Here is a 24188-nt window from a genome sequence, read left to right as displayed (position 1 = left end):
CGAGACGCGGCATTCGCTGGCCGCTCACAGACGCGGAAAGACGGTCGCGCGCTTGACCGTGCCATAGGCAAAGCTGGTATCGATCGCGGCAATGCCCTCGATATTGTGCAGTTGCGTGCGGACGAACTGCTCGTAGTCCTTGAGGCTCGTCACCAGGACCCGCAGCAGATAGTCGGCTTCGCCGGTCATGACGTAACAATCCTGGATGTTGTCGATCGTTCTCACCTTGCGCTCGAAGGCAGCGACGGAAGCCTCGGAATGGCGCTCGAGCCGGATGCGGACGAAAGCCGTGATCGGCAGACCATAGGCCTCCTCGTCGACGATCGCCGTATAGCCCTTGATGATCTTCGCCTCCTCAAGCAGGCGCAGCCGTCTGAGGCACGGAGACGGAGACAGCGCGACCTTCTCGGAGAGATCCTGATTGGAAAGGCGGCCGTCCTTCTGCAGCGCCCAGATGATCTGCATGTCCTTTTCGTCCATTCGCCCCTCCCCGATGGCAGATTCTGCCAAACTTTATGCAAACGGCGAGTGAAATAGCAAGAAATCGACTGCGCGAGAAGCATATCATGTGAGCAATCCCAGCGATGAGGCCCCGCATGACCGACGTGACGTCAGATTTTCAGCAATCGAGAAGCGGATGGCTGACACCGACGACAGTCGGCTACATCGTGCTTTCCATCGTCGTGCTGGTCTGGGCGGGTTTCGCGCTGACCATGCGGGCGATCGGGGCCTCGCCGCTTGCCACCGCCGACGTCGCCCTCATTCGCTTCGCGATCCCGATCGTCGCCCTGCTGCCGGCCATCCCCCAGCGCCTTTCCGCGCTTCGCAAGGTCAGGCCAATGGATGCGGCCCTCGTCTTGCTCGGCGGCGTGCCGTTTTTCTTCATCGTCTCGGAAGGTGCCAAAGCAACCTCCGCGGCCTATGTTGGCGCACTCGTTGCCGGAACGACGCCGCTTTCCGTCGCCTTGCTCGTCCTTCTGCTGGAGCGAAAGGGCGTGCCGAGAAAGCGCTGGCTGCCGCTCGCGCTGATCCTTGCCGGCGTCATCGGCATCGTCGCCGGGCAGCAGCATGCGGTGACCACCGAAACCCTCCGCGGCGTCGGCCTGCTGCTTGTCGCGAGCCTCATCTGGGGCGCCTATACGATCGGGCTGCGCCGCACCGGAGTGGATGCGATCAGCAACGGTCTGCTGCTCTCCATCGGCTCGCTCGTCATCCTCGTCCCGCTGCTCCTGACGGGCGCCGTTACCTCGCATATCGGACAATTTTCCTGGCATCAGGCGCTGCCTTTCATCCTGGTCCAGGGACTCGGCGTCGGTCTCGTCTCGACCGTCGGCTACGCCTTCGCAATCTCGCGGCTCGGCGCAGCCAGGAGCGCGACGATCGGCTCGCTCGCGCCTGCGCTCGCAAGCCTGATGGCCATTCCGATCCTTGGCGAGGCACTCGCCTTCGCGACCGCCATCGGCATCCTCGTCATCACGACGGGCGTAATCCTGGCAAACCGCCACTAATTCAGGAACAAAACCAAATGCTCGCTGCTCTGCCAGTCGCCGAACCCGATCCGTTGTGGGCTCTCATCAACGCGTTCCGGCAGGATCGGCGGACCGACAAGATCGATCTCATCGTCGGCGTCTATCGCGATGCCTCCGGTCAAACACCGGTCATGCGGGCGGTACGGGAAGCCGAGGCGCGCCTTGCTTCCGCCGCCGTTTCCAAATCCTACAGGGCACTTTCCGGCAACCCGGCATTCAACGACGGGATGTCCAGGCTCCTTCTCGGCGAAGGTGCCGAAGCGCTCGACCGCCAGTGCACGATCCAGACGGTTGGCGGCACCGGAGCGCTCCGGATCCTCTCGGATTTCATCGCGCTCGTCTCGCCGCACGCGACGGTCTGGAACACGAACCCCGGCTATGTGAACCACCGTCCGATCATGACGGCCGCGGGCCTCGCCGTGCGGTCGTTCCGCTGGCAGGAGAACGAGACTGGCCTCGATCTTGACGCCGTCGTCGCGGATCTTGGGGAGGCCCGCCAGGGAGACGTCGTTCTCCTCCACGGCTGCTGCCACAATCCGAGCGGCATCGATCCGACGCCGGAGCAGTGGCGGCTCCTTGCCAAACTCTGCAAAGACAAGGGGCTGATACCGCTGATCGACATGGCCTATCAGGGCTTCGGCGACGGGATCGAAGAGGACGCCGCGGGGCTGCGGCATTTCGTTCAAGAACTCGACACAGCGCTCGTCGCGGCAAGCTGCTCCAAGAACATGGGTCTCTATTGCGAACGTACCGGCGCGGCGATGGTGATCGCACCTGACCGGGGCCTGCTCGCCAACATTCGCGCCACGCTGGAGCGGATCACGCGAGCCAACTACTCCATGCCGCCGGAGCACGGCGCCGCGATTGCCGCGCACCTCTTCGAAAGCCCCGGGATGTGGTTTGCCGAACTGGAAGCGAGCCGCCGCCGCGTCGCCGAGATCCGCAGCGACCTCGCCGAGGCGCTCGCCGGATGCGGCGCTACGGATAAGTTCCAGGCGCTCCGCCGACAGAAGGGCATGTTCTCCCTGCTGCCGCTCGACCAGCGCCAGATGAACCGGCTGCGCGAGGACTTCGGCGTCTACGGAACGGCGAACGGTCGCATCAACATCGCGGGTCTGCTGCCGCGCGACGTCGAGCGGCTGGCCGATGCGCTCCGGGCGGTTTCAAGCGCTCCGTCCTTCGTCCGCGCCGCGAGAGCAATTCCAGGAAAAGTGTGAACTGGTTTTCCGTCCGGAATTGCGTAATTTCAAAGACTTAGATCACTTCAGTGTTTCGATGAAACAATGAAATGATCTAAAGCCAGCGCCTGACGCGCGTCTTGTAGGCCCGATAGACGTCACCGAACTTGCGCTCGAGATAGGCCTCCTCGCGCGCCACCACGCCATAGCGGATGACGAGGTAGAAGGGGACCAGCAGGATCAGCAGCCACAGGCTGTCGAAGGCGATGGAAAAGCCGATCAGGCCGAGGAACATCCCGGTATAGATGGGATTGCGGGTGAAGCGGTAGGGGCCCGCTTCGACGATCGTTGACGTCGGGCGGTTAACCGGTATGTCGGTTCCTGCACGCCCGAAGGTCATCGCTGCCCAGACGAGCAGCGCGAGACCCGCCAGAAATACGAGGCCGCCAACCAAAACGTCAGGCACCATCTCCGGCACGAACGGCAACGGGTAGAGCCGGTCGAGCACGAGGCCGCCACCGACGGCCAGCACCCAGGCGATCGGCGGGTGCACGACCGCGCCGGAACTGTCAGGCGCATTTCCGGTCGTCTCGTTCATCCGATCAATCCTCGCCTGTTTCGCGCGCACATGGCACAGGCTTGGCATTTTACCGGAAGCGGGGCATTTGCGAAAATCGTTCGAAACGGTATGTGAACTGGAGGTCATCGGCCGCGCGGGTCTATGATCCGGACATTGCTGCAACAGGACGAGACACATGAAAGCACGCGTCAAATGGGTGGAAGACCGGACCTTCGTCGGAGAGTCGGGAAGCGGCCACAAGGTCGTATTGGGAACCGCCTTCGGTGAGGAAGGGCGCACGCCGGGTCCGAGCCCGATGGAATTGGTGCTGATCGGCACTGGCGGCTGCTCGGCCTACGATGTCGTCCACATCCTGGAAAAGGGCCGCGAGCCGGTCGAGGATTGCATCGTCGAACTCGATGCGGACCGCGCCGAGACGGAACCGCGCGTCTTTACCCGCATCCACATGCACTTCATCGTCAAGGGACGTGGGCTGGCGGTCAACAAAGTCGAACGCGCCATCTCGCTCTCGATCGAAAAATACTGCTCGGCCTCGGCCATGCTCGCCAAGACCGCGACGATCACGCATGATTTCGAAGTGGTCGACACCAGCGCCGGCTGAGACCAGATCCGCCTCTCGCATCTCCAACGGTACGCGCGGCGTCAACGAACGTGTGCGGGGCGCGATCGTTATCGGCGCGCCGGCTGAAACAGTTCGACGATATTTCCGGAGGGGTCGATCAAAAGGATCTGCGCTCCTCCGGGACCGGTGACGATGTCGTTGCGAAACGTGACGCCGGCGCGGCGCAGCCGCTCTACCTCGGCGTTAAGGTCATCGACGATGAGATGGATGCGGTTCCAGCCACCCGGCCCCGGCTTCTCGCCATCCGGCATCGGCCTACCCGCCGAGCTCGTCGGCCCGCTGAGCAGGAGCCGCAACGCTCCGCGCTGAACATCCGCGAAGGCCGGCGCATAGCTCGACAGAACCGAAAAGCCGAGATGGGTGGTGTACCAGGCGATCGCCGCCTCGACATCGTCGACCATGTAGCGGACGTTGACCGTTTCCGACATTGCCTTTCCTCCAGCTGAGCACGGTCGATGCGGCACCACCGGGCCTCATTCCGGCAACCCCGCAAGTGTCTGAACAGCCAGGCAGCCAATGCCCGCCGGGCCGCTCAATCCCGGTAGAAGTTGCGCCGCCAGTGGTGGGCGCTCAGCTTTGCCCGTTGAGCGTCCGGCAAGCCAAGGCCGTCGCCGATCGCGCAGTTGCGCTCGACGTTGCGAACCGAACGCATGCCGGGAATGACGGTCGATACGGCCGGGTGGCTGAGCACGAAACGCAGCGCCGTTTCGGCGAGCGCATCGGGTGCGATTTCCAGGTCTTCGACGATCTTCTGCGTGCGCTCCTCCACCTCGCGCTTGCGTTCGCCGCGGAAATAGGTCTCGCGAAAATCGCCCTCGGGGAAAACGGTATCGGCGCGGATCTGGCCCGTCAGGCCGCCTTCGTCCAGCGCCACCCGGACGATGACGCCGACATTGTGCTCGAGGCACGCGGGCAGCAGCTTTTCCTGTGGCGCCTGTTCGAAGATGTTGTAGATCACCTGCACACTGTCGACAACGCCGGTCTCGATCAGCCTCAGCGCATTGTCCGGTTCGTAGTCATTGATCGAGACTCCGAAGGAGCGGATCTTGCCGTCGCGCTTCAGCCGTTCGACGGCCTCCAGCCAGTCGCCGCGACCGACCCATTCGTCCGACCAGACATGAAACTGCTGCACGTCGATCGTTTCGACACCGAGATTGCGCAGGCTCATCTCGGTGCAGGCGATCACATGATCGGCGGGAAAGGTCTGCTCGGCCGGCGTGCCGGCGCGGGCGGGCCATTGCATGTTCTTCGGCGGGATCTTGGTGGCGACATGGATCGTCTCCGACCGCTCGCGCAGCAGGGCTCCGATCAGTTTCTCGCTGTGGCCCTGGCCGTAGCCGAGTGCGGTATCGATAAAGTTCAGGCCCAGATCGACCGCCCGGTTGAGGGCCCGAGCGGATTCGTCGTCGCTCGCTCCCTTCCACTGGCTCTTGCCGATGCCCCAGGCGCCATAGCCGATCTCGGATATGCGAAGGCCGCTACGGCCGAAGGTTCTATAGTGCATGATGAGCTCACGAGAGTTGGGAGGAGGGGATGTCGGGTTATCTAGGGTGTGGCCGTCGGTCGTCAACCGTGGCGGCGAGATAGGTGACTTCCAGTCACACGACACTCGTTGCCGCGCTACGTAAGAAACCAGAAGAAGACTGCCGACAGGAAGATGAAGGCGAGTACCAGTCCCATGAACTGTCGCATGGCTTCACTGGTATTGTCGCCGAGCACGGCCAACCAGACCGGCCCGCCAGAACAGTCTTCATCGCGCATAGGCTCGACGGAAAGCAGCTTGCCGATCTTCGTCGCCGGACGGCTGTAGTCGTGAGGAGCCGGTTGGCGGCTACGATCGGGGACGGGGGTGGCTTCGAGGTCCGGCGCCACCAGGCCGCCGTCACCCGCGTCGACGATCTGCGTCCGGCTTCCTTCCGTGACCGATCGGCTGTGTGCACCGTCACCTTCCGTCCGGCGGAGACGCCCCGCGCCATGGTGGAACGCCCACCGCGGCGATTTCTGTTCCACACTGGATTTCAAGTGCCGGATAGACATTGGAACCTCCTGGACGTTCAACTATCTAGCCAGCGCTTTGTTCCGCAGAGTTGGAGCGTGTTATCATCCGTCGTCGCGCCAGGCGCATGCAGCGGACGACGCAGCGCCCAGAGAGCGAGCAAATAACATCGCTCACGTCCGGGGCCGCTCTCCCTTCGCCAGCCGCTGTTCGATTTCCTCGAGCACCGGCAGGAGGTCAGCGACCGTATCGATGATGTAATCCGGCCGGTGTCTCTTCAGCGCCGCCGACGCCTTTTCCCGAAGCGCATCCTTTTCAGCGTCCGACATCCTGGCGAGCTCATCAGGCGTCACACCGGCCTCGTTACCGCTCAGGCTGAGCCCGACGGTCCAGCAGCCGGCCTCGCGCCCCTCGTCGATGCCGACGCCGGTATCGTCGACTTTGACCACCGTTTGCGCCGGCCAGACGTCGAGATCGAGAAAGCACTTGTACATGTTCATCGGGGTCGGGCGTCCGTGCGGCAAGTCGCCGGCACAGACCAGGTTGTCCGCCTCGTAGCCCTGGGCCTTTGCGAGCGGCAGAACCCGCGCCATGATCGAGCGGGTGTAGCTGCCGCTTCCGAAGAAAGCGACCTGCGCAAGCTGGCGTCCCGTCAGGTAAAAACAAAAGAGCCCGCCGCGGGAGGAGCGGCAGGCTCTCAGAAGACCGATCAGCAACCTTGGGAGGAGGAGTGGCGCTGATCTCGCAAACGACCTTTGGGAGGAGGAGAAGGTCGTTCACCTGTCGAAGCTCTGCGGGAGGAGGTGCATCGCTTCGATGGTTTGAATATACAGCGATCGCGCCGAAATCGTAGATGGGATTTCGCAAGCCAGCCATGCGTCCCGCGCGCAACACGCTTTCTGATCTCCGCACCTCAGACAGGATCCTCCCCGTCATCACGCCATTTCGATTTTACTCCACCAAGCGCGACCATTAGGCTTCCCCTAAACCTGATGGGAGAGAGACCAATGAGAAGCAGACTTGCAGCTCTCGCATTCGTCCTGGCCTGCTCCGGAGCGGCCCATGCCCAGGACACCAGCATGAGTTTCTTCGTCACCAGCGTGAACCCAGGAAAGGGCGGCGATCTTGGCGGGCTTACGGGCGCAGACGCCTATTGCGACACCCTGGCAAAGGCGGCCGGTTCGACCGGCAAGACGTGGAAAGCTTATCTGTCCACCGACGGCGAAAATGCCCAGGACCGGATCGGCAAGGGGCCATGGTACAACGCCAAGGGCGAGAAGATCGCCGACGACGTGGCCTCTCTCCATAGCGACAAGAACAACCTCACCAAACAGACCGCGCTGAACGAGAAGGCTGAGGTCATCAACGGGCGTGGCGACACACCCAACCGTCATGACATCCTGACCGGCTCGAAGGCCGATGGCACTGCGGCACCGGATACCTGTGGCAACTGGACGATGGGCGGCGCCGACGGCGCGGCAATCGTCGGTCACAGCGACCGTACGGGCCTGAACGATTCCGCCGAGGCCAAATCCTGGAACTCGTCACACACGACGCGGGGAGGCTGCACCGTCGAAGCCTTCAAGGGTACGGGCGGCGAAGGCCTCTTCTATTGCTTCGCCGCGAACTGAACCAGGGGAGGGAGAAGCTGGCTGCCTCCTCCCTCCCCCGAGTTCGTCATCAATCCAGTGAGAAAGCCCCGGCCCCAGCCAGTCTCGGCGAATAGCCTTCGAAGGGTCTCTGTCAGTTTTCCATAAAGGCGCGGGCCATGCTGTCGCGGATCGGTTTCGTGAGATAATCGAAGAAGGTCCGCTCCGCCGTCTGGATGAGGATTTCGGCCGGCATACCCGGCGTCACGGCAAAGTTATGGACCCTTGCAAGTTCGCTTGTCGGCAGGCTGATGCGGGCGACGTAAACCTCGCGCGTCCCCTCCTGAGTCTGCACCGGCAGGGCATCGGCCGATACATAGAAGACCTGGCCGTTCAGCACTGGCGTCGTGCGCTGGTTGAGAGCCGTCAACCGTACGGTTGCCTTCTCGCCGACCTTGATGTTGTCGATCTCGGTGCGCAGCACCTGGGCCTCGATGATCAGCGGCACGTCAGCCGGCAGGATCTCCATGATCGGCTTGCCGCTTTCGATAACGCCGCCCGACGTGTGGTAGTGCATCCTGATCACCGTACCGGTCACCGGTGCGTTGATCGTGGCGCGGCGAAGAACATTGGTGGCCCCACGCAGCTGTTCGCGCACCGTGTCCAGTTCAGCCTCTGCCTTCTGCAAATCGTCCTGCGCAGCCTCGCGGTAACTCTGTTCGGTCTGGTTGACCTGCTGTTCCTGCTTGAGGATCTGGGAGCCCGTTTCGGAGACTTCGGACATCAGTCTGCCGATCTGACCTTCTGCGTCGGCGATTGCCCGCTGGATGGTCTTGATCTCCGTCTTGCGGATCAGGTCTTTCGCAAGCAGCGTCTTCTTGCCTTCATACTCCTCCTGAAGCAGCCGACGCTGCTCCCGAACCGATTTCAGCTGCTCCGAGAAGCCTTGCGACCGGAATTCCAGACTCTCGATGTTGCGTTTCAGCAAGCCGAGATCGCTTTCCAGCTTGCTTCTCCAGGTCTGGAAGCTGAGTTGCTGGCTTTGCACGATCGGGCCGATCTCCGGGTCATTTTTCAGGTGCGGGGTCAGGATATCGGGCAAGACGATCTCTTTCAGACCGTGCGTCTGCGCGTTGAGACGAGCGACGATTGCCTCCAGCCGTGCCCGCCGCAGAAAGAACTGGCGCTCATTGGCGAGCGCCGCAGTTTCGTCCAGCAGCACCAACGGTTGGTCGACAGTCACGTGATCGCCCTCGCTGACCAGGATGTCCTTGATGATCCCACCTTCGAAATGCTGGATCACCTTGTTCTGGCCGGTTGCGACGAAGCTGCCTTGCGCGATGATGGCCGCGGCCAGCGGGGCGGTGAAGGCCCACAGGCCGAAGCCACCAACCGTAACCACCATCAACACTATGCCGATCATGGTGTGCCTCCAGATCGAGCGCGGCACCTCTGCGTACCATGTCAGATCATGTACTTTGGCTATGTCCGTCATCATCGCCTACGGAAGCTGGGGTTGGTCGATCGGGTTGCCTTCAGTATTCACGCCGCGGGCAGCAAGCGCCTTGAGAACGTCCTGTCGGTGGCCGAACAGGGCAACCGTACCGTTGACCAGGAGCAGGACCTTGTCGACGCTGTTGAGAAGAGCGGGCCGCTGGGTAATGGTGATGACCGTGATCTTCTCGCGTTTGGCATGCGCGAGCGCCCGGGTCAGCGCCGCTTCGCCCGACGTGTCCAGATTGGAATTCGGCTCATCCAGAACCACCATGCGCGGATTGCCGAAGAAGGCACGGGCAAGCGCCACGCGCTGCTTTTGTCCACCCGACAGGGGCGAGCCGTCAGCGGCAACGACCGTCTCATATCCATGCGGGAGCATGGCAATCATGTCGTGCACGTCGGCGAGCTTGGCAGCGGCATAGATCTCCGCGTCCGTTGCATCCTCGCGCATGCGAGCGATGTTGGCCTTGATCGTCCCGGGGAAAAGCTGCACATCCTGCGGCAGATAGCCGATGCTTTCGCCGAACTGACGCTGGTCCCAGTTCCTCAGGTCCATGAGGTCGAGCCGGACGTTGCCAGAGGTCGGCAGAATGGAGCCGACGAGCATCTTGCCAAGCGTCGTCTTGCCAGCACCGGAACTGCCAATCACGGCAAGAGAGTCACCGGGTTCGAGCGCAAAGGTGATGCCGTTGAGAACCACACGCTTGGTGCCCTGTGGGACGAAGAGCAACCGTTCGACATCGAGGCGCCCTTCCGGACGCGGCAGTTTCAACCGCTCGAAGTTGAGCGGCGACGTCTGCAGGAGCGAGGCAATGCGCCCGTAGGCGGCGCGCGACTGGATAACCTGGCTCCACCCCTCGATCGCGCCTTCGATCGGGCCGAGCGCCCGGCCGGCAATGATCGAGGCGCAGATCACCATGCCACCCGTCAGTTGACCGTGGAGAGCAAGATTGGCGCCCCAACCGAGCATCGTCACCTGGGTGAGCAGCCGCACGGCCTTGGAGAGCGACGCAAAGGCGATGTTGCGGTCTTGCGCCAGAACCTGCGCTTTCAGCGAGCCGGCCATGTCCTTACCCCAGAGGTGGACGGCTTCCGGGATCATCGCCAGCGCATTGATGATCTGCGAGTTGCGGGACATCGAATCAAGATGAAGGTTCGCCTTCGTCTGGAACGTGGTGGCTTCGCCGAAGGCAGCCGCCGTCGCTCTCTGGTTCAACAGCGTGACGATCAGAAGCAGAAATGCCGATGTGATGACGATAGCGCCGAGATGCGGATGAATCAGAAACACCGCAACGACAAAGAGCGGCGCGATCGGGGCATCGAGAAAGGAAAGCAGCGTGCCCGACACCAGGAAGGAGCGGAGCTGCTGCAGATCGCCCAGCGTCTGATACTCCCGCCCATTGCTATGGAGTGCTGCCCTGGCTGCCGCGCTGAGGATCGGAGCCCCGAGCTGGGCGGCGACCTCAACCGCAGTCCGCATCAGGATCATGCGGCGAATGCCGTCGAAAATCGCCTGCAGCAGCACCGCACCGACGATCAGGGCGGTCAGCATCACGAGCGTGTCGAGCGAGCGGCTGGTAAGCACCCTGTCCGAGATCTGGAACAGATACACCGGGATGGCGAGCACGAGGATGTTGGTTACGATCGTGAAGATCATCACGATCATCAGGTTCTGCCGGATCGCCTTGAGGCCGGCCCTGAGGCTCGCGGAAAAATCGACCGGTCCGAGGCGTTTGTGGAAGACGCCCCCTCCGCCTCCGCCGCCGCCGTTGCCACTCGAAGAGCCGCCGCCCTTGCCGGGGGATCGCTCGTCGGCCTTGACGGGGCCGCGATCGCCATCGATCACGACCATGCCCGACGGCGAGCGCTTCTCCTTCATCTCGGCCGTCGGCCAGATAACGGGCCGCTCGGCGCGTGGCTCCGGCTTTTGCTCGCCCTGAGACGGTTGCCGTTCCACCGACATCCGGTCGCGCACGGCAAACAGGGTTTCCGTCTTGGCTGGCGTCTCGTTCTTCGGAGGCGTCTCGACCCTGGAATGGGGCTCGGCTCTTGGAGGCCAGGCCCGCGGTGTGACGCTGGCTGCCTCAGTTGCTGTTGATGCAGGCGGGGACTTTACTGTCGCGGGTGCGATGTTTGTCGGCGTCGGGGTCGCATCGATGGCAGCAGGCGTGACGCTCGCGACCCTGGCCCCCGGTCCCGGAAGCGGGACTGCTGCCTTATTGGCCCAGTTCTCGTTTTCGTTGGCGCCGTTTGCCGCCGCTCTTCGAAGTTGGTCCGCCACCCCGTCGATCTCCTTTACAGCGCGATCCAGAATGTATTCCTGTTGGTCAAGTCTGCGGAGGAACTGCTGCCGTGCAGCGTCCGCATCCGGCTTCTCCGACTGCCGCCCCCCTTCTGCGGCGCCACCGCCCTCAGTAGACGCTTGCCAGGGGTTGCCACGGTCGGTCATGTCTTCCTCCCGCGTCCCGATCAGGCCAATACGCTTTGCATCGGATCGGCGTCTGCCGAATCGATCGAGTGCGACCCGTGATGCGCCGACCCATGGCCGGAATTTCCGTTATCCTTTGCGTCGTGGTTCTTGTGCCCGTTTTTCTGGTGGCCAGGCGGTTCGTGATCGGGCGACTGAGGCCCGGGATCCGGCGCCAACATGTCATCGCCGAGAAAGACCACCGCTTCACTGACGAGCGCGTCGGGATCCTCGCTTCCAAGATAGGGTTCATCCTTGATCAGTTCGGCCTGGAAAAGGACTTCGTCCGAATAGACGTCACCGCCGGCATAGATCGTCCCGCCAGTATCGACATCGACGATTCCGGCATAGTTCAAGAGGGCGTTCGAGCCGGTCGAGATGGTCCAATCCGCATCCGGAAGTGCCGTCAGCGCGTTCATTGCCAGCGTCACCTGGTCGCTGTCGCCGAGGATGTTGGTCTGCGAAATGTAGTTGAGACTGAGCAGATCGCCGGAAATATAGAGCACACGCAGCCCCAGCAGTCCGGCAAATGCGGCATCGTGCAGGAAGTCCTTCGACGAAGGGTCCTTGCCTTCAGCAAGGTCCTGCAAGGCCGAGAGATATCCTTCCGACATCGGGTTAACGGCGCTGGCGCCACCGGCCTCGACGATATTGGCATAGTTCCACAACAGGTTTCCGCCGGTCGAAACGGATCCGTTGCCACTCATCTGGAATCCGCCGACGGCGCCGATAATATCGTTGTCGAGCAGGATGTTCGTCTGGTGGATGATGTTGGCGTCGAAGACGTTTCCGCCGACGAATATCAGGTCGTAGCGGAACCCCAGTTCAAGCAGCGACACCTGATTGGCGGAGGTGTTGTCGCCGGCGATGATCGAAAGCTTGGAGCCCGAAGCCGACAGAATGGCCATGTCGTTGTCGGACATGAACGTAAACTGCTGGAGCCAGTTCACCATCATCAGGTCGCCCTTGATCTCGGTAATGGCCCATGCCTTCGGGAAAACACCCGTGTCGTTGTTCGTCGGTTCCGTGGAAGCGACGTGCTTGAATGACGCTATGTTGAACGCTTCGGTCGCCTTGTCCGCCGCCAGGCCGCCGCCGCAAAGCGCGGAGCTTACCAGATCGCTGTCGTAGTAGGCATTGGTTTGCACGATGGCATTGAGCTGAACATGGTCGCCGGCAACGGCGAGGACATTCGACTGCAGCCAATTGTTTGTGATGACAACCTCGTTGACCAGCGTGTTGCTGCCGGCATCCAGCTCGACCGAGGCCGAGATCGCAACCTCCCCTTCGCCATGCGCAACGGCACCACTCGCCTCCTTCGGGCCCTCCGTCAGTTCAGGTTCCGGCGTTTCCTCGGTTTCGTCCTGGTTCGGCAGATGGTCCTTGAGAACGGGCGCGGTCTCCACCAGTTCGCCGTTCACATAAACGCCTTCAAGCGTTGCTGCCTTCGCGACGAATGTGCTGACGGCCAGCCCTCCCACCTGGCTTTCACCGCCGGCAGAGTAGGCATCGAGCGTCGCAGCGGTGGTCGTCACCAGGCCGGCGACGGTTTTGGCAGAGCCTGCGGGATCCTCGAGGCCCAGCGGCGAAATCTGCAGCGAGCCTTCGATGAGTTCGGCCATGACCGCGCTGCTATCGATGTGCAGGACGGATTTCAGGCCGTGTCCGCCCATGTTGACATAGTCGTTGTCCGAGAGTTCGGCGGTCTGCTGACTGTAGACCACGACCGAGCCGGGCGGCTGAATTTGCGGGGTGCTGAAATAGGTCGACTTGAACGACGTGTTCTGCACGGCGCCACCGGTTTCCGGACGACCGTACATCCCTTCAGAGTGTGGGTACTCCGAGAAGGGCAAGCCGGCATATCCGTAGGGCTCGGGCATATAAATGTCCGTATCGAGCGGCCGGTAGGGAACGTCGGGATTGAAGTCGTCGAGGTCGTAGGGCGCCGTCACCTTGACGGGCGCGGTTTCAAGGTCCTTCGGATCCTTGTGAACCTGTCGGTCGGGATCGAACTTCTCGTGTGCCTCGCGCAGGCGGGCGTCTTCGATCGAGAGTTGGAAGAGACCGATAAAATGGGCAATCGTTTCGGTGATTTTTGCGGAGTACATGGTCAGGGCCTCCTTTTTGTCGCCGGTAGTGCCCCTAAGCGCATCGGGTCATGACGGACTGCGCGGGGGGACCCGCGCAGTCCTGTTCACTGCCGATTCCGCACTATGCGTATCGACGTCACCTAGAGATCAATTGTCGTCGTCGCCAACTGCAGTGGTCGTGAAGTCACCACCGACGACTGTCATATCGATGGTGTTGCCCTGCAGGTTCGCGCCGAGAACGATCTGCTGGTTGAAGGCGTTGGTGTCGATAACGGCATCTGCCGTTGCCGAGGAGAGCCCTTCGACGATGCTGTCGTCACCATTGTAGGAGCCCCACATGCCGGCGCTTCCGCCTGCACCACCGTCGCCGTTCTGTGCAATGCCGCCGCCGCCGCCATTGCCGCCGTCGCCGCCCCAGGCGTCGCCGCCGTAGCCACCGCCGGCCGCTGCATCGCCAGCCCAGGCCCCTGCGAGAGCAAGACCGCCGTCGCCGTCGGCAGAGGCGTCGCCGCCGTCGCCGTCGCCACCATAGGCGGCACCAGTAGTCCCGCCACTTGCGTTAGCAGCGCCGCCGGCACCGCCAGCACCACCGACACCTGCGCCGGCACCGAAGCCTGCGCCTGCACCGAGGCCTGCGCCGAGGGCACCACCGCCATCGCCGCCTTCGTCAGCATCGCCGCCGTCGGCATCGCCGGTTTCACCGAACGCTAGGCTGTTGCCGCCGTCATTGTCGCCGCCGTCGCCGCCGACATTGATGATCGGCAGGATGAAGCCACCAGCGTCGCCGCCGTTGCCTGCGTCCTCGGCTTCCGCTTCGTCGCTCTCGATGTCGCCGCTCTCGCCGCCGTCACCACCTTCGCTGTCGCCGCCTTCGCCGCCGGCCGCTGCGCCGACACCCAGGCCAAGGCCGAGACCAAGGCCAACGCCGAGACCAGCACCGCCAGCAGCACCGTTACCACCGGTCGCAGCACCGCCATTCGCGTTACCACTGTCGCCTTCTCCGCCGACGCCAACGCTGGCTGCGATGCCACCATTGCCGTCTCCGCCATCTGCGTCGCTCTCAGCCTTGCCGCCATCAGCGTCGCCGCCGCCGGCAAAACCGCCGACAGCATGTCCGCCATTGCCGCCGTCACCACCGTCGGCATCGGCATCGCTGCCGCCATCGCCGCCGTCAGTACCGACCTTGATGCCGTCGCCCGACTTGGCCTTGCCGCCGTAGGCATCGCCGTTCTGGTTCAGGTTACCGCTGTTATGGATGTTTTCGGCCTTGTCGTCATCCGACATGATGGCGTTTTGGCTGAAGACGTTGGCAGTGTTGTTGTTGCCGTTGAGCGACTCGTTCAGGATGTCCTTGAAGCTCGTGCTCGCCATGCCGTCGATCTTGGAATGATCGATGTCGTTGAAGTCGTCATCCGACGGCTTGTAGCCGTCGAGGTCGATGTCCACATCCACGTCGACTTTGGTCTTGCTCTCGACGTCGACGTCAACGTCGGTCTTGTTTTCGTTGAAGTTGGCGTTCAGGTTGCCGTTGGCGTTCAGGTTGCCGTTACCGTTCAGGTTGGCGTTACCGTTGCCGTTCAGGTTGCCGTTGCCGTTGCCGTTCAGGTTGCCGTTGCCGTTCAGGTTGCCATTGTAGGATTCGCTGTATTGCGACTGATCCTGACCCTGGCCTTGGCCCTGATCCTGTCCTTGACCCTGGCCCTGATCCTGACCTTGTCCCTGGCCTTGTCCCTGACCTTGTCCCTGGCCTTGGAGCTGGGCCTGAAGCTCAGCTTGCAGTTGGCCTTGACCCTGGCCTTGACCCTGGTCCTGGTCTTGGCTTTGATCCTGGCTCGGGTCCCATGGGAACAGAATATTCTTGTCCTTGCTCATGACGATCACCTCAAGTTGAGGCCGCCATAGCCGAACCGCATTCTTCTCTTACGCGGATTTGGGCCATTGGCGGGCTGCGGTTGGATTTGATGAAAGTTCGGATTCTCCGAGGCGCTTGCGCGCCTATATGCTTTAATATGCAATCACTTTAATATTGGGCTGCCTCTCCCTCCACTTGGTGGAGAGCAGCGGTTTCAGGTTCTAAAAAGGGCATTCTCCCGTTCGCTGCAGTACTAGCCCTCTAAGGCCTGAACACGTCCTGCTCGCCGATTACGGAGGCAAGTCTGTCGCAAACAGACATGCGTTGTAAGCTGTCACTTCGGGTTAGCCTTGCCGGGTAGCACTGGCTTCGTCGCCGGTCCGCCCAATGTATTACCTATTAGAAGTCGCTTTTAAACGGATTCATTGTATGCGGCCGAGCCGGCACCGAATGCGTGCGCCGCATAGCCGTATTGGGAGCATGTACTGACGACGGGAATGCGCTATTCTGAAACACTATGGTTCTTGAACAGCAAGCTCGGCAGGTGCCCATGGCGAGATTTCACGACATCCTTCTCCTGATCGGACAGCTCAACTACACCTGGACCAACACGGAAAGCCTGCTCATCTATCTGATCGCCGGTCTTGCGCGCGTGGACAAGGAAACCGCGATCATCATCTTCCTGACGCTGAATACGACGCGGGCTCGGATCGAGCTGGTCGAGCGATTGGCCAAAACAAACAAGACACCTCTGAACCAACGGCAGGAAATCCTCGCGCTGACCCAGCAGCTGGGCCGGCAAGCGAAGCTTCGCAACAAATACAGTCACTGCATCTATTCTTTCGACGAGACCGGAGACCAGGCAAGCACCCAGCTGATGGCGATCTTCGACAGCAAGGACACGATCAAATACGGCAAGATCGAGCAGATCAACGATGCGGAGATCTCGCGGATAAACGAAGTCATCGAGCAGCTGCAGGAGGTCAACCGCGAAATCTGGTCGATCGTCGAGCGCTATTCCTTCCCCCGTTGAGGCGGCCAACCCGCGAGGGCTACTGAAAACAACAGACGGTGCCCATGCCATAAAACGGGCCGGCCGCATATCCGCCCACCCGGCAGTTGTCGTCCATCCTTAATTCAACCGCATTGTCCCGGCATCGCGTCCCCAACGGCGAAGCGGAGGCGGTACTGGGTGGCTCGAATGTCGGACGAAAGGCGTTTCACGAGCCGGGAAGCGCGCATCGACGCTGTGGCGCATCGCCTGCTCGATCGGCTGCCGGCGGCCGGCCTCCTCGGCGGCCTGACGGAGTTCCTGGTGTTCGGCATCAAGCAGGCCTTCGCCTGCCTTTTCGGCGGCGCCATGCTCGCCCTGATGCTCGCGACGAAATTGTTCTGGCCAGAGGACATGGGCTTTGCCCGCTATGATTTCCTTCTCGTCGCGGCCCTTGTCATCCAGATTTCGTTGCTCGTCTTCAAGCTTGAGACCATCGCCGAAGCCAAGGTCATACTGATCTTCCACATCGTCGGCACGGTGATGGAGATCTTCAAGACGTCGGTCGGGTCCTGGATCTACCCGGAGCCAAGCATCTTTCGCATCGGCGGCGTTCCGCTGTTCTCGGGCTTCATGTATGCCGCCGTCGGCTCCTATCTCGCCCGCGTGACCCGTATCCTCGACATGCGCTACAGCAACTATCCGCCGCTTTGGGCGACGATGCTGCTCGCCTTGGCGATCTATGCCAATTTCTTTACGCACCACTTCGTCATCGACCTGCGCTACGCGCTGTTTGCGATCACGGCGGCCCTGTTTCTGCGCACGACAGTGCACTATCGCGTCTTCCGGTTTCGGCACCGCATGCCGTTGCTTCTCGGCTTTCTACTGGTCGCCCTGTTCATCTGGTTTGCCGAGAACATCGGCACCTGGTCGCGCGCCTGGATCTATCCCTCGCAGCACAATGGCTGGACCCCGGTCTCTCTCCAGAAGCTCGGCGCCTGGTACCTCTTGATGATCCTGTCCTTCGTGCTGGTCACGCTCGTCCACCGCCCGCGAAACTACCTGACAGCGGCTGGAAACCTATCGACAACGAATAGCGATGCACGGACGACGACGGACGTCACCGCAGGTGCGGGAAGTGCCGTGGCGTCCAAGTCATAACGCCGCAAGAGTTGCAAAACACGCCTGCGTGGAAAACGATACCGAATCAATCGCTATCGCAACGGAGAGACACATGCGGCGTTTCTTTCTCGGCCTGCTGGCGCTCGGGGTTCTCGCAGTCGTCTCTCTCATTGTGCTGCCGAGCTTCGTTTCCAGCGACTGGATGCGCGCCGAACTCAGCCGTCAGCTCTCGAGCGCGACGGGCAGTTCGATCGCGCTGAAGGGTCCCGTCCGGCTCTCCGTCATCCCTCATTTGGCTGTTCTGGCCGAGGATGTTTCGCTCGACGCGGAAAGCGATGGTGTGACGGCGGAGATTGGCGAAGTCGCGGGCTCCGTGACGCTCTCCTCGCTGTGGTCGGACCGCCTGCACGTCAAGGAGGTCAGGCTCACGCGGCCGGTCGTGGTGATACGGCAGAAACCGGAGAACGCGTCGACGGCGGAAGACGGCGACGGCGGCAAAAGCGGCAATGGCGAGGCCAAGCAGAACGACCCGCTCGCGGCCCTGGTCGCCTTCCTCGAACGAAGTGCCATCGATACGATTTCGATCACCGAGGGCACGCTGAGACAAGAGAATGCAGCCGGGACGGCTGACGTTGTCAGCGATCTCGACCTTACACTCCAGGCCCCTGATATCGACGGCGAACTTTCGCTTTCGGCCGGTGCCCGGCTTGAAGACCGGCGCTACCAGGTCGCTCTCTCCGTCTCCCCGCTTCGCCCTCTGCTCGAACGCAAGCCGGCCGACCTCAGCCTCTCGGTGGAAGCCGACCCCCTGCTTGCGCCGGGCCTGACCGAGCTCAAGGCCAGCGGGCAGGTGGCGCTCAACAGCAACGGCAGCTACCAGATCCGCGGCGGCAAGCTGCTAGTGGGGGACGAAGAGCTCAGCCTCGACGCGCTGTTCATTCCCGGTGACCGGCCGCGGTTCCTGGCCGACCTCAGTGCCGATCAGCTGGATTTCAGCGCGTTTGTCGGAACCAGCGCCTCGGGGTCGTCACAACCGGCAGGGCAATCGGAAAAGCAGTCGGCCTCTGCCGGCTTGCAGGCACTCGCCGGCTTCGATGCCGATGTCAGCGTCACTGTCGGTGCCATTACCGTCAACGATATTTCCGCCTCCGATGTGGCGCTGACGGCAACGCTGAAGGATGGGCTGCTGACGACCCGGCTTGAACATCTCGGCATAGACGCCGGCGGCATTTCGGCCGAAATCACCGCCGACGTCCGCAAGAGCGAACCGACGTTCAAGGGACGCGTCGCAAGCAAAGGGCTCGACATCTCCAAGCTCGCGAGCCTCGCCGGCCAATCGGTGTCACTGTCCGGAACGCTTGCGATGGATACCGGGTTTGCGTTCCGCGGGCTCGGCGGAGATGCGTTCCGAAAAACCGTCAACCTAAGCGGCACTGCGGGCCTGCGCGACGCCACCTTCGCACTACCAGGTGTCACCGACGCATCGATGGGCGAAGTGACGATCAAGAAGCTGGCGGTCAAGATCGACGATCTTACCAAGCCCGTGCTCCTATCCGGCAACCTGGTCTGGCGCGGGAAAGCGGCCGATGTCGATTTGCGGCTGCCGGTCCGCGAACTGCTCTCGGGCTCGGTTCCGGGTGAGCTGCCCCTGAAGCTCGATCTGCGCATGCCGGAAGCGACACTCTCCCTTGAGGGCAAGGCGGCGCTCGCGGGCAGCTATGCCGGCAAGGTGAACTTCGCCGCAGCGGATTTGCGCGCGCTTCTTGCCTGGATCGGCCAGGGCGGCGGCGACAGCATCGAGCAATTCGCCTTCAAGGGCGACGTCAACGCGAGCGCCTCCGGCGCCGAGTTTCAAAAAGCCACTTTGTCCGTCAACGGGGTCGAAGGAACCGGCAACGGTTCCGTAGAGCTGGGCACTCCCCTCAAGATATCCAGTGCGCTCCATTTCGCCGAACTGGACCTCGCGCGGCTCGCCGGCGCACGCCCCGCATCGCCGCAAGCGAAGGGCAAAACAAGCAGTCCAGCTCCCGATGCGCCGCTGGACCTGTCGTCGCTTCGAACGATCGATGCATCCATCAAGGTCGATACGGAAAGGCTCGGCTATGGACGCGTCTTTGCCGGACCGGTGGCAACCACCCTGGTGATCTCCGAGGGTGTGGCCAGCCTCGACCTTCCCGAAAGCCCGTTCTATGGCGGCCGGATGGCCGCAAACCTTAGAGCTGACGGCACCGGAGAAGAGGCCTCGATCGCCTTGAAGGCTTCGATCGCGGGCGCTTCGGCCGCCCCGCTTTTGATCGACCTTGCAAATTTCAAGCATCTCGAAGGCGCACTGCAAGCCCAGTTCGACATCACCGGCGCAGGCGCCACGGCCGGCGCGCTCAAGCGCGCGCTTCAGGGGTCGGCGAACGTCCGCTTTTCCGACGGCGCCATCCGCGGCATCGACGTCGCCGATGTCTACAACAACCTCGTCGGCCTGATGTCTTCGGGCTTCAAGCAGAACGAAAACAAGGCGACCGGCTTCACCGAGCTCGGTGCATCCTTCACCATCGAGAACGGCGTCGCGCGCACCGAAGATATCAAGCTGGTCGGCCCGCTGGTGCGTATGAGCGGCAGCGGTGAGGCAAACCTTCCGAACGATCAGCTGAACTTCCGCCTGGATCCGCGCGTCGTCGCCTCACTCGAAGGCCAGGGCGCCGATATCGCGACCGAAGGCATTGGCGTACCTGTGATGATCGAGGGTTCCTTTGCTGCCCCGCGTATCTATCCCGATCTCTCAGGTCTGCTGAAGAACCCGGACGCTGCACTCTCGGCTTTGAAGAAGCTGGGATTGCCGACCGGGAAGCTGAAGCTCGACGAACTTCTCTCCGGCGAAGGAAAGGCCGGATCGATCCGCGACATCATCGGTGGCGCAATCGGCAAGCCAGCGAAAGACGGAGGCGATCAGCTCTCCATCGAAGAGATCATCGGTGGCAAGGCGACAGAAGGCAGCGAGACGCCACCCGCTCCGCCGGCTGAAGAACAAGCCGTGACACCCGACGTTGCCACCGAGCAGCCGGCACCGGAGGGGCAGCAGCCCGACCAGCAACCAGCCGCTGGCACGGAGCAGCCTGCCGAGGAAAGCGGCACCCTGGGAAAACTGTTCAACCAGCTTCTGCAGTAGCCGGCGCGCGAATAGCCTTCCATCGCCGATCCGGCCGCCTGTGTGGTCGCCGGCACTGGTGGCATCACCCCAGAAGTTCGTACCGGCGGAGGATTTCCGCGATCTGGCCGTCCTGCTCTGCGTTCGGAAGCAGCGCCGGCTGGCGGCTGGCGCCGACGGAGGCGTCCTGCAGGAAGAGCGCGCGCTTGACCATGGCCGGGGCGAAACCCAGCGCGTAGAGGTCGGTGCGAAAAGCGGTAAAGATCGCCTGCTGCTTTTCGGCTTCGCCGATCTCACCCGCATTGAACGCCTTCAGGATGCCGGCGAGCACATGCGGCATGGCGTTGCCGAGGCCGGAAATGCAGCCGGCCGCGCCGTTCTGCAGCGCCCAGAGCACGAGGTGGTCTGGGCCGGAATAGACCTCGAAACCTTCGACCTCCCTGGCAACCTGCAGATAGGCCTCCAGCGTCTCCTTTGCGCCGCCGGAATCCTTGATGCCGGCAATGTTGCCGTGGCCGGCGAGCGTGCGCGCGGTGTCGGGCTCGATGTGGTTCTGCGTGCGGGCCGGGATGTCATAGAGGTAGACCGGCGTCTTCACGGCGTCGGCGACGGTCGAGAAATGGCGGACAAGGCCATCCTGCGTGCAGGCGATGAAGAACGGTGTAATGACAGCGATCCCGTCGACGCCGATACGGTCGAATTCGCGCGCGAGCTTCACCGTCTCGAAGGTGGCCGGCATGCCGGCATTGACGATCACCTTGACGCGGCCGCCGACCTCTTCGACCACCTCCTCTGTCAACCGCACCTTCTCCTCGAAGGTCAGTGCGGTGAAATCACCGTTGGTTCCAGCGCACATGATGTTGTTGCCGGCCGCGACCTGACGGCGGACCTGGGCGCGCGTCGCCTGGTAGTTGATGGTCTCGTCCTCGTTGAAGCAGGTCACGAGGGCGACGAAAGCTTGCTTGGTCATGCAGATATTCCTCTATGTGGACGCCTCCTCAGGAGGCGCGCTGAAGGCGAGCGGCGCGATGGGCAGCCTGGACGTCGGGATCGGGGTCGAGGCCGGCGGCGAGCAGCGCGCGCGTATAGTCTTGCCGCGGCGTCTCGAACACGTCGCGCACCGTGCCGAGCTCGACGATGTTGCCTTTCTGCATGACCATGACGTGGTCGGCAAAGTCGCGCACGACCGGCAGGTCATGGGCGATGAAGATGAAGGCGATGCCCATTTCCTTGCGCAGCCTGTCGAGCAGCGCGATCACCTGGGCCTGAACCGAGACGTCGAGTGCCGAGACGGCCTCGTCGCAGATGATGAGCTGCGGCTCGAGCGCAAGGGCGCGGGCGATTGCGATGCGTTGGCGCTGGCCGCCGGAGAACTGATGCGGGTAGCGGCCCATGTGTTCCGGACCGAGACCGACCTGCACCAGAAGTTCAGCCACGCGCTCGCGCCATTTCGCCTTGGGAAGAATATCCGGATGGATGACCCAGGCCTCGGAAATCAGCTGGTAGACCGTCATGCGCGGATTGAGCGATTGCGTCGGGTCCTGGAACACCATCTGCAGGTCGCGGCGCAGCTTGTAGAGTTCGGCGGGCGACATGGTGAAGAGGTCTCGGCCCTTCCACAGCGCGCTACCGCCGTCCGGTTCATCGAGACGCAGCAGGATACGCGCCAGCGTCGACTTGCCCGAGCCGCTCTCTCCTACGACGGCCATGGTCTCGCCGGGCATGAGATCGAAGGACAGGCCCTTCAGGGCCTCGAAGGAGCCATAACGTTTGCGCACGTCACGGACCGAGAGAACAGGCTCGGCGCGAGCCGCAGGTGCATGCATCTCGCCCTTGCCGGGGGCAGCGGCAATGAGCTTCTTGGTATAGGGATGCTGCGGGTTCTTGTAGACCTCGCTCACCGTGCCGGCCTCGACCAGAACGCCTTTCTCCATCACCACGACGCGGTCGGCAATCTCGGCGACGACACCGAGATCATGGGTGATGATGAGGACCGCCATTCCGGTCTCCTGCTGCAATTCCTCGAGCAAAGCGAGCACCTCGGCCTGCACGGTGACGTCGAGCGCCGTCGTCGGCTCATCGGCGATCAGCAGGTCCGGGCGGAGCGCCAGCGCCATGGCGATCATGACGCGCTGACGCTGGCCGCCCGAGAATTCGTGCGGATACTTGTCCAGTGAGCGCTCGGGGTCGGGGATGCCGACCCGCGTCAAAAGTCGCAACGCCTCAGACGCGGCCTTGGCGGCATCGGTTCCGTGGGTGGTGAGCGCCTCCCGGATCTGCCAGCCGACGGTATAGACCGGATTGAGGTGGCTGAGCGGATCCTGGAAGATCATGGCGATGCGGCGCCCGTTGACCTTGCGCCTTTCCTGCGCCGGCATCGTCAGCAGGTCGACACCGTCGAGCAATATCTCTCCGGAGCTGATGCGCCCCGGCGGCATGTCGATCAGGTTCATGATCGCCGAGGAGGAGACCGACTTGCCCGACCCGCTCTCACCGAGGATCGCCAAGGTCTCGCCGCGGTCGAGGTGGTAGGAGATGTTGCGGACCGCCTTCACGACGCCGACTGCGGTGTGGAACTCGACCGAAAGGTCGCGGACTTCCAGGAGATGGTCAGCCATTCTTGCGACCTTTCATTTCGAGGCGCCAGCGCTGCACCGGATCGAGCGCGATGCGCAGCCAGTTCGACAGGAGGTTCAGCGACATGGTGGTGAGGATGATCGCAAGCCCGGGCCAGAAGGAGAGCCACCATGCGTTGGTGAGGTATTGGCGGCCCTGAGAGATCATCAGGCCCCAGGTGATCTCCGGCGGCTGGATGCCGATACCGAGGAAGGACAGCGCGCTTTCGGCCAGCATCACATAGGCGAAATCCAGCGTGGCAAGTGTCGTCAGTGTCGGCAACACCACCGGCAGGATGTGGCGGAAGAGGATGCGCTTGCTGGATGCGCCCATCACGCGCGCGGCCTGCACGAACATGCGCTCGCGGATTTCCAGCACTTCGGCGCGCGTCGTCCTCAAGTAGACCGGGATGCGTGTGATCGCCAGCACCAGCATTAGGTTGAGGATCGACGAGCCGAGAATATAGAGCACGATGACGGCGATCAGCAGCGACGGGAAGGACATGATGACGTCCGCGAGCCGCATGATGACCTGATTGACGCGCGGCGAGGAAAAGCCGGCGACGAGGCCGAGGAAGGTGCCAACGGTCGCCGAGAGCGCGACGGCACCTGCGGCCACCATCAGCGTGTTCTGGGTGGCGACGATGATGCGGGCAAGCAGCGGCCGGCCGAGCGCGTCGGCCCCCATCCACCAGACCCATCCGCGCTCCCAGTCGAAAGGCACGGCATTGCGCCCTCTGAGGTTCTGCTTGGTCGCGAGATCGCCGAGCCAGCTCGGTCCCACGATCGCAAGGATCAGCACGAAAATCAGGAAGATCGCAGCGCAAAGTGCGAACTTGTCGGCAAGCAGCATGCGGAACATGCGCGTCGCGAAGTGCGGTTCCTCGGCAAGGACGGTATCGGCGGTCTGCAAGGTCATGG

General features: G+C 62.6%; 20 protein-coding genes. 7 read left to right on the top strand and 13 right to left on the bottom strand.

Annotation, left to right across the window (positions count from 1 at the left end):
• Positions 1-24: 24 nt before the first annotated feature.
• On the bottom strand, positions 25-480 hold the full coding sequence (locus V7S54_RS15045; RefSeq protein WP_057255347.1) for an Lrp/AsnC family transcriptional regulator: 456 nt from the start codon (positions 478-480) through the stop codon (positions 25-27).
• 116 nt (positions 481-596) lie between these two features.
• Between V7S54_RS15045 and V7S54_RS15040 the strand changes: the two genes are divergently transcribed.
• Positions 597-1508: a DMT family transporter gene (locus tag V7S54_RS15040; protein ID WP_065373857.1), complete on the top strand. Its 912-nt coding sequence runs from the start codon at positions 597-599 to the stop codon at positions 1506-1508.
• A 17-nt stretch (positions 1509-1525) separates the two neighbouring features.
• Positions 1526-2746, top strand: a complete 1221-nt coding sequence (locus V7S54_RS15035) for an amino acid aminotransferase (protein WP_065373858.1) — start codon at positions 1526-1528, stop codon at positions 2744-2746.
• Positions 2747-2822: 76 nt separating this feature from the next.
• Here the strand turns inward: V7S54_RS15035 and V7S54_RS15030 are convergent, their stop codons facing one another.
• Positions 2823-3305: a methyltransferase family protein gene (locus V7S54_RS15030; protein ID WP_065373859.1), complete on the bottom strand. Its 483-nt coding sequence runs from the start codon at positions 3303-3305 to the stop codon at positions 2823-2825.
• A 157-nt stretch (positions 3306-3462) separates the two neighbouring features.
• Between V7S54_RS15030 and V7S54_RS15025 the strand changes: the two genes are divergently transcribed.
• Complete coding sequence (locus V7S54_RS15025; protein WP_065373860.1) at positions 3463-3888, top strand: OsmC family protein; 426 nt, start codon at positions 3463-3465, stop codon at positions 3886-3888.
• 68 nt (positions 3889-3956) lie between these two features.
• Here V7S54_RS15025 and V7S54_RS15020 read toward each other — a convergent pair whose 3' ends face one another.
• The 4 genes from V7S54_RS15020 to V7S54_RS15005 form a co-directional block, all read right to left on the bottom strand.
• The gene (locus V7S54_RS15020; RefSeq protein WP_065373861.1) at positions 3957-4337 is read right to left on the bottom strand and encodes a VOC family protein; all 381 of its coding nucleotides are present in this window, start codon (positions 4335-4337) and stop codon (positions 3957-3959) included.
• Positions 4338-4441: 104 nt separating this feature from the next.
• A complete protein-coding gene (locus V7S54_RS15015) occupies positions 4442-5413 on the bottom strand; it encodes an aldo/keto reductase (RefSeq protein ID WP_065373862.1) in 972 nt (323 codons plus the stop codon).
• A gap of 116 nt (positions 5414-5529) precedes the next feature.
• Positions 5530-5946, bottom strand: coding sequence for a hypothetical protein (locus V7S54_RS15010; protein ID WP_141679358.1), 417 nt, complete (start codon positions 5944-5946; stop codon positions 5530-5532).
• Between the two features lie 132 nt (positions 5947-6078).
• The gene (locus V7S54_RS15005; protein WP_176707544.1) at positions 6079-6621 is read right to left on the bottom strand and encodes a hypothetical protein; all 543 of its coding nucleotides are present in this window, start codon (positions 6619-6621) and stop codon (positions 6079-6081) included.
• A gap of 291 nt (positions 6622-6912) precedes the next feature.
• Between V7S54_RS15005 and V7S54_RS15000 the strand changes: the two genes are divergently transcribed.
• Positions 6913-7536, top strand: a complete 624-nt coding sequence (locus V7S54_RS15000; RefSeq protein ID WP_065373864.1) for a hypothetical protein — start codon at positions 6913-6915, stop codon at positions 7534-7536.
• A gap of 112 nt (positions 7537-7648) precedes the next feature.
• Here V7S54_RS15000 and V7S54_RS14995 read toward each other — a convergent pair whose 3' ends face one another.
• The 4 genes from V7S54_RS14995 to V7S54_RS14980 all read right to left on the bottom strand — a co-directional run bounded on the left by V7S54_RS14995 (position 7649) and on the right by V7S54_RS14980 (position 15420).
• Entirely contained in the window at positions 7649-8989 is a 1341-nt protein-coding gene (locus V7S54_RS14995) for an HlyD family type I secretion periplasmic adaptor subunit (RefSeq protein WP_065374006.1), read from the bottom strand.
• Between the two features lie 6 nt (positions 8990-8995).
• Positions 8996-11440: a type I secretion system permease/ATPase gene (locus tag V7S54_RS14990; RefSeq protein ID WP_083203554.1), complete on the bottom strand. Its 2445-nt coding sequence runs from the start codon at positions 11438-11440 to the stop codon at positions 8996-8998.
• Between the two features lie 20 nt (positions 11441-11460).
• Positions 11461-13566 carry a type I secretion protein gene (locus V7S54_RS14985; RefSeq protein ID WP_336408514.1) on the bottom strand — a complete coding sequence of 702 codons (2106 nt, stop codon included), beginning with the start codon at positions 13564-13566 and terminating at the stop codon, positions 11461-11463.
• 129 nt (positions 13567-13695) lie between these two features.
• Entirely contained in the window at positions 13696-15420 is a 1725-nt protein-coding gene (locus V7S54_RS14980) for a hypothetical protein (RefSeq protein ID WP_336408515.1), read from the bottom strand.
• 530 nt (positions 15421-15950) lie between these two features.
• Here V7S54_RS14980 and V7S54_RS14975 point away from each other — a divergent pair.
• From V7S54_RS14975 to V7S54_RS14965, 3 genes are all read left to right on the top strand, one after another.
• The gene (locus V7S54_RS14975; RefSeq protein WP_065374007.1) at positions 15951-16433 is read left to right on the top strand and encodes a hypothetical protein; all 483 of its coding nucleotides are present in this window, start codon (positions 15951-15953) and stop codon (positions 16431-16433) included.
• 168 nt (positions 16434-16601) lie between these two features.
• On the top strand, positions 16602-17552 hold the full coding sequence (locus tag V7S54_RS14970; RefSeq protein ID WP_336408516.1) for a DUF817 domain-containing protein: 951 nt from the start codon (positions 16602-16604) through the stop codon (positions 17550-17552).
• Between the two features lie 73 nt (positions 17553-17625).
• Complete coding sequence (locus tag V7S54_RS14965; protein WP_336408517.1) at positions 17626-20673, top strand: AsmA family protein; 3048 nt, start codon at positions 17626-17628, stop codon at positions 20671-20673.
• Positions 20674-20737: 64 nt separating this feature from the next.
• Here V7S54_RS14965 and V7S54_RS14960 read toward each other — a convergent pair whose 3' ends face one another.
• From V7S54_RS14960 to V7S54_RS14950, 3 genes are read right to left on the bottom strand one after another with little or no spacing between them, the layout of a single operon-like run.
• Positions 20738-21622, bottom strand: a complete 885-nt coding sequence (locus V7S54_RS14960; RefSeq protein WP_336408518.1) for a dihydrodipicolinate synthase family protein — start codon at positions 21620-21622, stop codon at positions 20738-20740.
• Between the two features lie 28 nt (positions 21623-21650).
• Positions 21651-23270 (bottom strand): ABC transporter ATP-binding protein, encoded by a 1620-nt coding sequence (locus V7S54_RS14955; RefSeq protein ID WP_336408519.1) that lies wholly within the window; start codon positions 23268-23270, stop codon positions 21651-21653.
• Entirely contained in the window at positions 23263-24186 is a 924-nt protein-coding gene (locus V7S54_RS14950; RefSeq protein ID WP_336408520.1) for an ABC transporter permease, read from the bottom strand. Before V7S54_RS14950 ends, V7S54_RS14955 begins: the two co-directional genes overlap by 8 nt.
• Positions 24187-24188: the final 2 nt, after the last annotated feature.

The organism is Ensifer sp. CCNWLY38, assembly GCF_037120565.1.
Classification (GTDB): domain Bacteria; phylum Pseudomonadota; class Alphaproteobacteria; order Rhizobiales; family Rhizobiaceae; genus Ensifer; species Ensifer adhaerens_H.
The sequence above is the reverse complement of the archived record's forward strand: the minus strand, read 5'-3'. Positions and strand labels throughout refer to the sequence as shown.